A 12,788-nucleotide genomic window follows, 5' to 3' on the forward strand; every position below is an offset into this window, starting at 1 on the left:
AATGCTGTCAGGTCTGGACCACCTGGTCATCACCGTGACCGACATTTCCCGTGCCGTGGACTTCTACTCCCGGGTGCTGGGGCTGGAAGTGCGCTACCGCGACCGCGAGCGCGTCGACCTGATGCTGGGCGATGTCGCCCTGCGCCTGCACTGGACCGCCACCGACGTCACCCCCCGGGCCGCCACGCCCACGCCCGGCAGCCTGGATCTCTGCCTGCGCAGCCTGCTGCCGCTCGAGGAGGTGCAGCGCCACCTGGAGGCGCTGGACGTCGAGGTGGAGCTCGGTCCGGTGAATCGACAGGGCGCCACCGGCGAGATCACCTCGCTCTACCTGCGCGACCCGGACGGCAACCTGCTGGAGCTCAGCCGCCCCGTGAAGCCCTAGGCGCCTGTTGGACCGAGGCCTTGTGGCATTGTCGTCCTCGACCGGTATGATTGGCGTCAGTTATTCGCTCTACAAGGACGCGCCATGAACGACCCGCAGCCACAGGACGACGACCGTACCATCGCCGAACGGGGCGCCGCCCCCGACACGACCATTCCCATCGTGGTCTACGTGCTGCACCTGGCCGGCATGGTCACCGGCGGCGTCACCTCGCTGGTCGGCGTGGTGATCGCCTATGTCTACCGCGGCAACGGGCCGGCCTGGCTCGACGAGCACTATCGCTACCAGATCCGCACCTTCTGGATCGCCCTGCTCTACTTCGGCATTTCCGGCCTGCTGACCCTAGTGCTCATCGGCTTTCTCACCTGGCTGGCCGCGGTGGTGTGGCTGGTGATCCGCTGCGTGAAGGGGCTCAAGGCCCTCAACGAGCATCGCGCGCCGGACAACGTGGACAGCTGGTGGGTCTGATCCATGGCCGGAAGTGAGTCCCGTTCGACCATCATTCAGGCCCGTGCCATCGCCACCCTGTGGCGCAACCTCGCCGGCCGCCGCCTCGCCACCCTGTGGCGGCTGGCTCGCCTGATCGGTCCGCTAGTGGAACGGCTGAGTGGCCGGGAGCGACGGGTCACCCGGACCAACCTGGCCGAGGTCTACCCCTGCCGCAGTGCGGCCGAGCGCCAGCAGTTGGCCAGGCAGAGCCTGACCCACTCCACCGCCACCATGCTCGAGCTGGGCTTCGCCTGGATGGGCGACCCCGAGCGGGTCGAGGCCGCGATCCTCGAGGTCCATGGCCGCGAGCTGCTGGACGAGGCCCGGGCCGAGGGGCGCGGCGTCATCGTGCTGGCCCCCCACTTCGGCAACTGGGAAGTGCTCAACTTCTGGCTCTCCGGCCACTTCCCCTTCACCGCCATGTACGAGCCCCCCAAGCTCGCCCCGCTGGACCCGATCATCCGCCAGGGCCGCGAACGCCGGGGCGCGCGCCTGGTGCCCACCAATCCGCGCGGCGTGGCCGCCCTGCTCAAGGCCCTCAAGCGCACCGAGGCTGTGGGCATCCTGCCCGACCAGGTCCCCAGCTGGGGCAGCGGGGTCTTCGCCCCCTTCTACGGCCGCCCCGCCTACACCGCCACCCTGCTGCCCAAGCTGGTGGCCCGCACCGAGGCAAGAGTCGTCACCGGGGTGGCGCTGCGCCTACCCGGCAAGGGCTTTGTGCTGCATTTCCTGGCCGCCGACGCGCGGGTCTACGACCCCGACGAGGTCACCTCGGCGACCGGCGTCAATGCCAGCGTGGAGGCCGCCATCGCCCTGGACCCGGCCCAGTACCAGTGGGAGTACAAGCGCTATCGCAAGACCCCGCAGGAGGCGGAAGGCAAGCCGGGCTGGAAGCGTTTCCGCCTCTACTGACCCCGCTGCATGGGAGCCTCGACCGTCCGTCGTCCGGGTGGGGCATCGCGGAACTCTCACCGGCGCCAACCGTCGAAGACCCAGGCTTCAAGGCGATACAAAAACGACGCGCCTTGATGATTCACATCTTCTCCTGGCCCGGCTTGCGCAGGGAGTGCCGGCGGGACCAAAGGGAGAGAGTTGCACGTGAAGACCGCGCTGCGACGCTTCAGTGTTGCATGGGCGCTGACCCTGGCAATGGATGCCTCGGCAACGACCCCGGATGAGCTGTTCGACCGAGTCACCGACCGCGCCCGACAGCTTGCCACCCAGACCTACCAGGCACCCGAATCGCCCCTGCCGCCCGAGCTGGCAAATATGGCGTACGACCAGTATCGGGAGATTCGCTTTCGCCCGGAGGAAGCGATCTGGAAGGACGAGGGCCTCTTCGAGGTCCAGCTGTTCCATCCTGGCTTCCTCTACACCCAGCCGGTACGCCTGAACCTGGTTGACGAGCAGGGCGAGGTAAGCCCCCTGCCCTTCCGCCAGGAGCGATTCCGCTACGACGGCGACGCCTCCGCCCTCGCCGAGCTCGCGCTCGACGATATCGGCCATGCCGGGTTCCGGCTGCACTATCCGCTCAACAGTGGCGACTACCGCGACGAGTTCGCGGTGTTCCTCGGCGCCAGCTACTTCCGCCTGGTGGGACGCCAGCAGGGCTACGGGCTCTCCACGCGCGGCCTGGCCATCGACACTGCCGAGCCCCATGGCGAGGAGTTCCCGGCCTTCCGCGAGTTCTGGCTGGTCAAGCCTGGGCCGGACGAGGCCCGCATGACCGTCCTCGCCCTGCTCGACAGCCCCTCGGTGGCCGGCGCCTACCGCTTCGACATCCGCCCCGGGGGGCACACCACGGTGGATACCGAGGCACGGCTGTTTGCCCGCGAGGAGATCGGCAAGCTCGGCATCGCCCCACTCACCAGCATGTACCTGCATGGCGAGATCGACCGCGTTGCGGAGGATGACTTCCAGCCCCGAGTCCACGATTCCAGCGGCCTGGCCATGCACAACGGCAGCGGCGAGTGGATCTGGCGCCCACTCAGCAACCCCAAGAAGCTCAAGGTGTCGCGCTTCCAGGACCAGACGCCCCGCGGCTTCGGGCTGGTCCAGCGGCCGCGCGCCTTTGACGCCTACCTGGACAATGCGCTCCGCTACGGACGTCGCCCGAGCCAGTGGGTCCAGCCCGAGGGCGACTGGGGCAAGGGGCACGTGGAGCTGATCGAGATTCCCAGCGACAGCGAGACCAACGACAACATCACCGCCTACTGGATTCCCGAAAAACCACTGGCCGCGGGGGAGTCACGCACCTACCGCTATCGAACGCATACCTTCGATGCCGTCCCGCCCGGGCAGGCGCTGGCGCATGTGATTCGCACCCGCCAGGGGCGTGCGCAGCGCCCCGGTGCGAACGAGCCGCCCCCCGCGAGCCATCGCCAGTTCGTCGTCGACTTCCGCGGCGGGGAACTGTCCGGGCTGGCGGAAACCCACCCCGTGCAGCTCTCCCTGACGACCTCAAGCGGCGAGATCCTCGAACAACGCGTGCAGCGCCTGCCGGATGGCGAGAGCTGGCGCGCCCTCTTCCAGCTGGCTCCCGACGGCAACAAGCCCGCCGACATGCGGCTGTCGCTGACACTGCATGGCCAGCCACTGACGGAAACCTGGAACTATGTCTGGTATCCCGATGAATTCCGCTGATGCCCGCGTCTCCGCGTTCACGACCCGTCCGCCCTGGCGCAGGACGCGCCGCCTGCTCTTCGCCCTGCTGTTCGCGGGGACCGTCGCCCTGGGGGTCTGGGCCATGTTCCGAATCCTCATCGTGGGCGGTATCTCGCCGCTGGAACTCCTCATCCTGGGGCTGTTCTCGATCACCTTCGGCTGGATCACCATCGCCTTCTGGAGTGCGGTGATCGGCTTCGCGCTGAGGCTTACCCATCGCGACCCGGTGACGCTGTCGCGCATCAGGCCGCCGACCCCGCCCGCGGGCGCCCGCTCGCGAACCGCCCTGGCCATGCCGATCCACAACGAGGACGTGGCGCGGGTGATCGCCGGCCTGGAGGCCACCTGTCGTGACCTGCCCGAGGAGACCCCGGAGCGGCGGATCGAGGCCTTCGTGCTCAGCGACAGCACCGATGAGGCCATCGTCGCCGAGGAGTCGGCCCAGGTGGGTGCCCTCCAGGCGCGACTGGCGGGGCGCTGCCGCGTGCACTATCGCCACCGCGACAGCAACGACGGCCGCAAGGCCGGCAACCTCGCCGAGTTCTGTCGCCGCTGGGGACGTCACTACGATTTCCTGCTGGTGCTGGATGCCGACAGCCTGATGAGCGGCGCCACAATCGCCGCGCTGATCGACGCCATGCAGGCCAACCCGCGTCTCGGGCTGCTGCAGACGGTGCCGATCCCGGTACGCCAGGAGAGCCTGTTCGGTCGCGCCAACCAGCTGGCCGCCTCCCTCTATGCGCCCATGCTGGCGGCGGGACTGAGCTTCTGGCATGCCGATGCGGCCAACTACTTCGGCCACAATGCCATCCTGCGCACCCGCGCCTTCATGGAGCACTGCGGCCTGCCCGACCTGCCGGGCGCCCCGCCGCTGGGCGGCGAGATACTCAGCCACGACTTCGTCGAGGCGGCCCTGCTGCGCCGAGCCGGCTGGCAGGTCCAGATGCAGACCGACCTCGGCGGCAGCTACGAGGAGATGCCGAGCCACCTGCTCGACTTCGCCAAGCGCGACCGCCGCTGGGTCCAGGGCAACCTTCAGCACCTGCGCCTGCTCACTGGGCGCGGCCTGCACGCCATGAGCCGGCTGCACTTCCTGTTCGGCGCCCTGGCCTACCTCGCCTCGCTGATCTGGCTGGGGATCCTGATGGTCAGCACGGCAGACGCCCTGGGCCGCGCCCTCACCGACCCGAACTTCTTCACCACGGATGCCCAGCTCTTCCCCGACTGGCCACTCGCTCCCCCGCCGCTGATCATGCCGCTGCTGGCCGGCACCCTGGCGATGCTGCTGATGCCCAAGGTGCTGGGACTGGCACTGGCGCTGACGCAGCGCCCGGCGGATTTCGGCGGACCACGGCGCCTGGTGGCAAGCGTGCTGCTGGAGGCGCTGTTCGCCATGCTGATCGCGCCCCTGATGATGGTGTTCCACAGCCTGTTCGTCATCGGCGTGGTGAGCGGGCGTACCGTCTCCTGGGACCCCCAGTCTCGCGAGGGACGCGCGGTCCCCTGGCAGGAGGCCTGGCGGCATACCTGGCAGGCGACCCTGGCCGGGCTGCTCTGGGCGGTCATCACCTGGTGGTACACCCCCGTCTTCTTCTGGTGGCTGACGCCGGTCTGGCTGGGGCTGCTGCTGTCCGCGCCGCTGGTGCGGTGGAGCAGCAGCCTGGCCCTGGGCCGCGCCCTGCATCGCGCCGGTCTGCTGCTGGTGCCCAGCGAGACGCGGCCATCTGCAGTACTTCGGGAACTGGACAGGCGACCGGCGGCGACCGGCCAGGCCCCTCCCCTGCCACCCCCCGCGGAACTTCCCGGCGAGATGCCGGTGCAGTCCTTCTCGGCAACCCGCCATCGGACCCTGTCGCCGGAGGGCCGGTAGCGGCAGACAGTGGAATCCCGGCAGGGGGAGCCAGGCGACGAGGGCACCTACTCCCGCCCGTAGCAATCATCGAGGCGCACGATGTCGTCCTCGCCCAGGTAACTGCCGGACTGCACCTCGATCAGCTCCAGCGGAATCAGGCCGGGGTTCTCCAGGCAGTGGACCCGCCCCACCGGTATGAAGGTCGAGGCGTTCTCGCCCACCAGGAAGACCTCATCGTCCAGGGTGACCCGGGCCGTGCCGCTGACCACCACCCAGTGCTCGGCCCGGTGGTGGTGGAGCTGCCGGGAGAGCCGCGCACCCGGACGCACCGTGATGCGCTTGACCTGGTGGCGCGGTCCGGCGTCGACGACCTGGTAGTGGCCCCAGGGGCGATGCACGGTGGTGGTGGATCGGGTTTCCTTTCGACCCTCGGCCTCCAGACGCTCGACCAGGCCCCGCAGCTGCTGGCTCTGGGCGCGCTCCGCCACCAGCACGGCATCGTCGGTCTCGACGATCACCAGATCCTCTACCCCCAGGGTGGCCACCAGCCGTGAATCGGCATGCACCAGCAGCCCATGGCTCTGCTCGCAGACCACGTCACCGCGCAGGGCGTTGTCGTCGACATCACGGGGCAGCGCCTCCCAGAGGGCCTGCCAGGAGCCGATGTCGCTCCAGCCGGCGGCCAGCGGCACCATGGCCGCTCGGTCGGTACGCTCCATCACCGCCACGTCGATGGAGTCGGCGGGACTCTCCCGGAAGGCCCGCGCATCCGGCCGCAGGAAGTCGAGATCGACCACTGCCGCGTCCATGGCGCCCCGACAGGCGGCCAGGATGGCGGGGGCGAAGGCCGCCAGGGCGTCCAGGTAGTCATCGGGTCGCAGCACGAAGATGCCGCTGTTCCAATAATGGTCGCCGGCCGCCAGGAAACGCTCGGCGGTGGCGAGGTCGGGCTTCTCCACGAAACGCGCCACCGCATGGCCCGCGTCGCCCAGTGCCTCACCGGCCTGGAGATAGCCATAGCCGGTTTCGGCACGGCTCGGCACCACCCCGAAGGTCACCAGGTGGCCCGCGCCGGCCAGCCGTGCCGCCGGTTCCAGGGCCGCGCGGAAGGCCTCCTCGTCGGCCAGGTGATGGTCCGACGGCAAAACCAGCAGCGGCGCCCCGCGCTCCTGGCGGCGCGCCAGCAGGGCGGCCAGCGCGATGGCCGGGGCCGTGCCGCGCCCCTCGGGCTCGAGCAGCAGGGTCGCCCCCTCGACACCCGCCTGACGGAGCTGCTCGGCGGCGAGGAAGCGGTGCGCCTCCTGGCAGATGACGATGGGCGCGGCCATGCCGAGCCCCTCGAGGCGGGCCAGGGTGTTGGCCAGCAGGCTCCCCTCGCCTTCCAGGGAGAGGAACTGCTTGGGCCGTTGCCGACGCGACAGCGGCCAGAGCCGCACCCCATTGCCGCCAGCCAGGATCAGGGGGGTGAACAAGGGCAGGTCTCCTCCAGGGATCAGGAGCGCGATGGCGCCAGCAGTTCGAGGGCGAAGTCGACATGGACCTCATGCTTCACCGTGCCCTCGGTGCGCCAGGCGCCGCGTCCCATATCGAAATCGGTACGGTCCAGGGTCAGGCGGCCGTCGACCTTGACCCGCTCGCCCTGCCGCGTCCAGCTCGCCGGCACCGTCAGCGGATAGGTGTCGCCCAGCAGCTCGAGCTCGCCCTCGATGCGCAGTTCGCCCTCGGCCGGTGCCTCGATCTCGGTGCTGCGAAAGATGATCTCGGGGTAGGTCTCGGCATCGAACCAGTTTCGCCCGTGCAGCATGCCGTCGACGATGTCGTTGCCGCCCGTGATGCTGTCCGACTGAAGGGTCAGCACCAGCTTCCCCCCGGCCGGCTGGTCCAGATCCCCTTCAAGGTCGACCTCGAACGCCTCGACACGGGTCACCGCCTCGCGGCCGTCGGCGGTGCCGATCAGCTCGATACGGCTCGCGTCCCGATCCAGTTCCCAGGCCCCGGCCGTGGCAACGGCCATCAGCCCGGCAAGGCCCGTCAGCAGGGCTGCCGTTGCGGGTCGCGCTATCCTCGGAGTCGGTCGTGGCATCTTGCCTCCCGGGCCATCCGGCCCTGCGGTCAGGGGGTCGTGACAGAGGCACCCGGCGCGTTCTCGGCGCCGAACGCCTCATGGAGCCAGCCGCGCAGCACCTCCTGGCCGGGCGGCTCGCCATCGGGATAGCTCTCAAGCCGTGGTGGCCGGGTACCGGACACGAAGCCCCGCGCCAGGAAGGGATCGAGCAGGCGGGCATCGCCGCTGATCACGTGGACCGGGACACCGCCGCTGGCGTTGTCGCCGGTGATCAGGGGCGCCGCCTGGTGATCCCCCAGCAGGATCACCAGGGTCTGGTCGTCCACGAAGTCCTCGGCCCAGTGAATGCTGGCCCCCAGAGCATAGTCCAGTGACCTGGCATAGTGATCGCGCACCCGTTCCAGATCCTGCCAGAGCTCGTCGGGTGACTCGCCGGCGTCTTCCCAGCGTGCGAAGACACTGCCATCGCCGACGGCATCCCAGTCATCGAGCACGGGGAGAATCGGGGTCCAGGGCGCATGACTGCTGATCAGCGCGATCTGGGCGAAGAGCGGCGACGGCTCGACGTCCTGGCGGATCCGCGCCTGGAAATGGTGCAGGGTATACTGGTCGGGCATGGTCACCCAGTTCAGGGGCGGTCCGGCATACTCGAGGTCCGCGGCGGCGTGAATCTCGTCGAACCCGTAGGCGCGCCCCTCCGGCCAGGCCATGGTGATGGCCGGCATCACCGCGAGGGTGCGATGGCCGGTAGCCCGAAAATCGTCCACCAGGGTGGTGCGCTCGCTGCCCAGCATCAACCGGTACCAGAGCGAATTGTCGACCCGCAGGCCACTCAGCGCCGTGGCATGGGCCAGCCAGGACTGGCCGCCACGGATCGGCGAGTCGAGGATGCCGGACGCCACCGACAGGCCGGCGTCAGCGAACCGCTCGGCCATTTCCTCGAGGCGCGGCCCCAGCACCCGGGCATAGCGGTCATCGAGCAGTGCCGATATGCCGTAGGACTCCACGAAGACCAGCACCACATCGCGTCCGGCGAGCCCCGGCAAGGCGGCGACCGGATCGGGCCCGGCCGCCATCCGCTCGGCAAAGTCACGGTGGGCGCGATGCGTCTCGACCAGTTGCCGCCCCTGGAAATGCAGGGTGTCGAGCAAGGGCGTGCGCGCCACTGGTAGCAAGCGACTCTGCGGGAACTCGATGGCGATCAGCATGCCGCTTGCCACCAGCACCCCCAGGGCACCGGTCGCCGCCAGGCCGCTGCGCGCGGTGCCCTGCAGGCTCGCGGCCACCTTCGCCAGCAGCCAGGTCGCCAATGCCAGCAGGACCATGGCCAGCAGGGTGAGCAGGCCTGCCACCGGAAACCCCAGATTGCCCTCGAGCAGGTGGAAGACGGAACGCAGCAGGGGAAGGTCCAGGTAGAGATTCAGGGAGCGCCCGAACGCCAGATGGGTCGCCACGTCACCGAGGCCGACCAGCAGGAATGCCATGAGCAGGGCCACCACCAGCCAGCGCAGCCCGGCAAGCCGGCCGGCCGACGGCAGCAGTGATAACCCCGCCGCCAGCAGGATGGCCTCCAGCGCAATCCAGCGGGATGTCAGCTCGCCGTACAACAGCCACACTGGCGCCAGCAACACGCCATTGAGCAGCGCAAGGGCCAGGAACCAGCGGAGGCGGGAGCGAAACGGCATGGGCAATCACCCGGGTTAGATGGACCACCAAGCTTTCATTGTATAATCTTTGTATAAAGACATCATTGCAACTTGCCACCGATCCTGTTGTGACCTCGACGGGAGATGCCATTCAAGGAGGATCATGCCATGTCCCCATCAGGGTGGCTGGCCACCAGCCTGCTCATCGCGGGGATCACGCCTGCGAGCTGGGCCGAGCCCGACCCGGACCCGCCCGGCATCTTCGAGGAGGTCACCGAGCGTGCGCGAGGGCTTGCGGCATCTCCCTTTGAAGAGCGGGCCGGTGACCTGCCCCAGGCGCTGCGCGATATCGACTACGATACCTACCGTTCGATCCGCTTTCGCCCGGAAGACGCCCTGTGGAAGGACGAGGGGCTGTTCTCGGTGCAGCTCTTCCATGCCGGTTTCCTGTTCGAGCGGCCGGTCCGCCTGCACCTGGTCGAGGGGGACGAGCCGCACGACCTTCCCTTCCAGTCATCCTTCTTCCGCTACGACAGTGCCGCCGCTCCCCTGGCGGAGGAGGACCTGAGCGAGGCGGGGTACGCTGGCTTTCGCCTGCACTACCCCCTCAATCGCAAGGACTACCACGACGAGTTCCTGGTCTTCCAGGGCGCCAGCTACTTCCGGTTGGTGGGACGCGACCAGGGCTATGGCCTCTCGGCTCGGGGTCTGGCCATCGATACGGCCTCCCCCGGCGGGGAAGAGTTCCCGGCCTTCCGGGCATTCTGGCTGTTAAAGCCCGCCCCCGAGGCAACCCGGATCGACATCGTCGCGCTGCTCGACAGCCCCTCGCTGGCCGGCGCCTACCATTTCCGGGTGCTGCCCGGCGAGCAGGTCGAGGTGGAGGTCGAGGCCCGACTGTTCGCCCGCCGCGACGTGGAGAAGCTGGGCATCGCCCCGCTGACCAGCATGTTCATGCATGGCGGCGTCAGCCCCTACCCGGCCGACGACTTCCGACCCCAAGTGCATGATTCCCAGGGCGTGCTGATGCAGACCCATGCCGGGGAGTGGATCTGGCGTCCGTTGAGCAACCCGCGCGAGTTGCGCATCACCCGACTGCAGGACGAGAGCCCGGCGGGGTTCGGCCTTGCCCAGCGCGACCGCGATTTCGACAGCTACCTGGACATGGAGTCGCGCTACGAGCGCCGCCCCAGCCACTGGGTCACCCCGCGCGACGACTGGGGACCGGGCAGCGTGGAACTGGTCGAGATACCCAGCGACTCGGAGACCAACGACAACATCGCCGTCTACTGGGTCCCCGAGCAGCCCCTCGAGGCCGGCGGGTCAAGGACCTACCGCTACCGGCTGGCCACCTTCGATGCCCAGCGTCCCGAGCAGACCCTGGCCAGCGTCGTGCGCACCCGACAGGGCTGGGGGGCCGTACCGGGCCAGAGCGACCCACCGCCGCGCAGCCTGCGCCAGTTCGTCGTCGACTTCAGGGGGGGTGAGCTCTCGAGCCTGCACGCAAGCCACCCGGTCCACGCCGAACTCGAGGTCTCGAGCGGCGAGGCCCGACAGCTGATGGTGCAACGCCTGCCCGACGGCGACACCTGGCGCGCCTCCTTCCGAGTGCAACCCGAGGGGGAGACCCCCATGGACATGCGTCTTCGGCTGACGCTGCGCGACGCGCCCATGAGCGAAACCTGGAACTATGTCTTGAACCCCGGCGCCTGGAAGCCCCGATGAACTGTGCTGATTGTTCCCCCCGGGTGCCATGGCTGGCCGCACGACAGGCGGGGCTCGCCCTGCTGGTGCTCGCCACGACCGCCCTGGGGGGCTGGGCCATGTTCGAGATCCTGCGCGTCAACGGCATCACGGCGCTGCAGGGCAGCGTGCTGGGCCTGTTCGTGATCACCTTCGGCTGGATCACCATCGCCTTCTGGACGGCCATCATCGGCTTCCTGCTGCAGTTGGCTCGCCGCGACCCTCTGACCCTGGACCGCCTCGCTCGCCGCCCACCGGCGAGCGAGCCTGGCGAGCACCGGACGGCCCTGGTGATGCCCATCCATAACGAGGATCCCGCGGGGGTCGCGGCGGGTCTGGAAAGCACCTGTCGTTCGCTGCTCGAACAGCCCGACGCCCGGGGGTTCGAGGTGTTCGTGCTGAGCGATACCCGGGACGACGCGATCGCCCGCCGGGAGCACGCCGCCATCGCCGGCCTGCAGCAGCGGCTGTCTCCCCGCCTGCGGGTCCACTACCGTCGCCGCGAGGACAACCGGGGTCGCAAGGCCGGGAACCTGGCGGACTTCTGTCGCCGCTGGGGAGGTCGCTACGACTACCTGGTCGTGCTGGACGCGGACAGCCGCATGGGAGGCGCGACGCTGGTGTCGCTGGTAAGCGCCATGCAGGCCAACCCTCGGACTGGCCTGATCCAGACGGTACCGATCCCGGTTCGCTCGGCCAGCGTGTTCGGGCGCTTCACGCAGTTCGCCGCCGCGCTTCACAGCCCCCTGCTCGCCACCGGACAGTGCTTCTGGCAAGGGCATGCGGCGAACTTCTGGGGACACAACGCCATCCTGCGGACCCGGGCCTACATGGCCCACTGCGGCCTGCCGGACCTGCCCGGCAAGCCGCCGCTGGGCGGCGAGATACTCAGCCACGACTTCGTCGAGGCGGCGCTGATGCGACGGGCGGGCTGGGAGGTCCACCTGGATGTCCGTCTCGGCGAAAGCTACGAGGAGGTACCCAGCAACATCCTCGAGTTCGCCAAGCGCGACAGGCGCTGGATCCAGGGCAACCTGCAGCATCTGCGGCTGCTGGCCGCCGCCGGCCTTCATCCCATGAACCGCCTGCACTTCCTGTTCGGCGCGCTGGCCTACCTGACCTCGCTGCTGTGGGGTCTGATGCTGGTGGTCAGCACCGTGGACGCCATCGGCCGGGCCCAGGGTCGCCATGACTTCTTCCGTGCCGGCTTCCAGCTCTTTCCCGACTGGCCCGTTGCCACGCCCGAGCTGATCATGCCCCTGCTCATCAGCACGGCGGTGGTACTGCTGCTACCGAAGGTGCTGGGGTTCCTGCTGGCCTTCATTCAGCGCCCCGCCGCCTTCGGCGGCCGGGCACGCCTGCTGGCGAGCACCCTCCTGGAGATCGCCATCGCCATCCTGATCGCCCCGCTCATGATGCTGCTCCACAGCGGATTCATCCTGGCCGTGCTCAGTGGCCGGAAGGTGAGCTGGGACGCCCAGGTCCGCGAAGGGCGGTCGGTGCCCTGGCGGGATGCGCTTCGCCACACCTGGCTCGCGACCCTGATCGGTGCGCTATGGGCCGGATCGACCTACCTGCTCGCCCCGCTGTTCTTCTGGTGGCTCTCCCCGGTCTGGCTGGGCCTGTTGATGGCGGCGCCCCTGGTCAGGCTGACCAGCAGCCTCACCCATGGCCACAGGCTCTACCGTGCCGGCCTGCTGAGGGTGCCCGCGGAAGTGATGCCCACGGCCGTCCTGCAGCAGCTGGCAACGGCCTCGCCGAGCCAACCGGAGGCCCGCCTGGCTCCCCCGCCGCCGGACTGTCCCGGCGAGATGCCGGTTCAGTCGTTCTCCACCTGGCCACCGCGACACCCAGCGGCTTCCCCCAGGCCCGCCCAGCGGCCGACGGCCCTGGCCAACACCGACCCGAGGGCGAAACGCGAATGAAGCACACCGGAGGCCCTGG

General features: G+C 69.1%; 10 protein-coding genes. 7 read left to right on the top strand and 3 right to left on the bottom strand.

Annotation, left to right across the window (positions count from 1 at the left end):
• Nucleotide 1 precedes the first annotated feature (1 nt).
• The 5 genes from DFP85_RS05425 (at nt 2) to mdoH (DFP85_RS05445) (ending at nt 5,408) form a co-directional block, all read left to right on the top strand.
• A complete protein-coding gene (locus DFP85_RS05425; protein WP_133635292.1) occupies nt 2-385 on the top strand; it encodes a VOC family protein in 384 nt (127 codons plus the stop codon).
• 84 nt (nt 386-469) lie between these two features.
• Entirely contained in the window at nt 470-853 is a 384-nt protein-coding gene (locus DFP85_RS05430; protein WP_133635293.1) for a DUF4870 family protein, read from the top strand.
• Between the two features lie 3 nt (nt 854-856).
• Nucleotides 857-1,786, top strand: coding sequence for a lysophospholipid acyltransferase family protein (locus DFP85_RS05435; protein WP_133635294.1), 930 nt, complete (start codon nt 857-859; stop codon nt 1,784-1,786).
• Nucleotides 1,787-1,972: 186 nt separating this feature from the next.
• Nucleotides 1,973-3,517 carry an OpgD/OpgG family glucan biosynthesis protein gene (locus DFP85_RS05440; RefSeq protein WP_243737210.1) on the top strand — a complete coding sequence of 515 codons (1,545 nt, stop codon included), beginning with the start codon at nt 1,973-1,975 and terminating at the stop codon, nt 3,515-3,517.
• The gene (gene mdoH / locus DFP85_RS05445) at nt 3,504-5,408 is read left to right on the top strand and encodes a glucans biosynthesis glucosyltransferase MdoH (protein WP_133635295.1); all 1,905 of its coding nucleotides are present in this window, start codon (nt 3,504-3,506) and stop codon (nt 5,406-5,408) included. The genes DFP85_RS05440 and mdoH (DFP85_RS05445) overlap by 14 nt, the downstream gene beginning before the upstream one ends.
• A gap of 47 nt (nt 5,409-5,455) precedes the next feature.
• Here mdoH (DFP85_RS05445) and DFP85_RS05450 read toward each other — a convergent pair whose 3' ends face one another.
• The 3 genes from DFP85_RS05450 to DFP85_RS05460 are packed head-to-tail and all read right to left on the bottom strand — an operon-like array spanning nt 5,456 to nt 9,140.
• Nucleotides 5,456-6,862: a mannose-1-phosphate guanylyltransferase/mannose-6-phosphate isomerase gene (locus DFP85_RS05450; RefSeq protein WP_208108455.1), complete on the bottom strand. Its 1,407-nt coding sequence runs from the start codon at nt 6,860-6,862 to the stop codon at nt 5,456-5,458.
• A 20-nt stretch (nt 6,863-6,882) separates the two neighbouring features.
• A complete protein-coding gene (locus DFP85_RS05455) occupies nt 6,883-7,473 on the bottom strand; it encodes a YceI family protein (RefSeq protein ID WP_133635296.1) in 591 nt (196 codons plus the stop codon).
• Between the two features lie 29 nt (nt 7,474-7,502).
• A complete protein-coding gene (locus tag DFP85_RS05460; protein WP_133635297.1) occupies nt 7,503-9,140 on the bottom strand; it encodes a sulfatase-like hydrolase/transferase in 1,638 nt (545 codons plus the stop codon).
• 129 nt (nt 9,141-9,269) lie between these two features.
• On the opposite strand from DFP85_RS05460, the gene DFP85_RS05465 reads away from it, so the two are divergent.
• Nucleotides 9,270-10,826: an OpgD/OpgG family glucan biosynthesis protein gene (locus tag DFP85_RS05465; protein WP_133635298.1), complete on the top strand. Its 1,557-nt coding sequence runs from the start codon at nt 9,270-9,272 to the stop codon at nt 10,824-10,826.
• Nucleotides 10,823-12,769, top strand: coding sequence for a glucans biosynthesis glucosyltransferase MdoH (mdoH, locus tag DFP85_RS05470; protein ID WP_133635299.1), 1,947 nt, complete (start codon nt 10,823-10,825; stop codon nt 12,767-12,769). The genes DFP85_RS05465 and mdoH (DFP85_RS05470) overlap by 4 nt, the downstream gene beginning before the upstream one ends.
• Nucleotides 12,770-12,788 lie beyond the last annotated feature (19 nt).

This window comes from Halomonas ventosae, assembly GCF_004363555.1.
GTDB classification, from domain to species: Bacteria; Pseudomonadota; Gammaproteobacteria; order Pseudomonadales; family Halomonadaceae; genus Halomonas; species Halomonas ventosae.

Coding starts and splice junctions, on each gene's coding strand:
- DFP85_RS05425 (WP_133635292.1), top strand. CDS start 2: ATGCTGTCAGGTCTGGACCACCTGGTCATCACCGTGACCGACATTTCC.
- DFP85_RS05430 (WP_133635293.1), top strand. CDS start 470: ATGAACGACCCGCAGCCACAGGACGACGACCGTACCATCGCCGAACGG.
- DFP85_RS05435 (WP_133635294.1), top strand. CDS start 857: ATGGCCGGAAGTGAGTCCCGTTCGACCATCATTCAGGCCCGTGCCATC.
- mdoH (WP_133635295.1), top strand. CDS start 3,504: ATGAATTCCGCTGATGCCCGCGTCTCCGCGTTCACGACCCGTCCGCCC.
- DFP85_RS05455 (WP_133635296.1), bottom strand. CDS start 7,473: ATGCCACGACCGACTCCGAGGATAGCGCGACCCGCAACGGCAGCCCTG.
- DFP85_RS05460 (WP_133635297.1), bottom strand. CDS start 9,140: ATGCCGTTTCGCTCCCGCCTCCGCTGGTTCCTGGCCCTTGCGCTGCTC.
- DFP85_RS05465 (WP_133635298.1), top strand. CDS start 9,270: ATGTCCCCATCAGGGTGGCTGGCCACCAGCCTGCTCATCGCGGGGATC.
- mdoH (WP_133635299.1), top strand. CDS start 10,823: ATGAACTGTGCTGATTGTTCCCCCCGGGTGCCATGGCTGGCCGCACGA.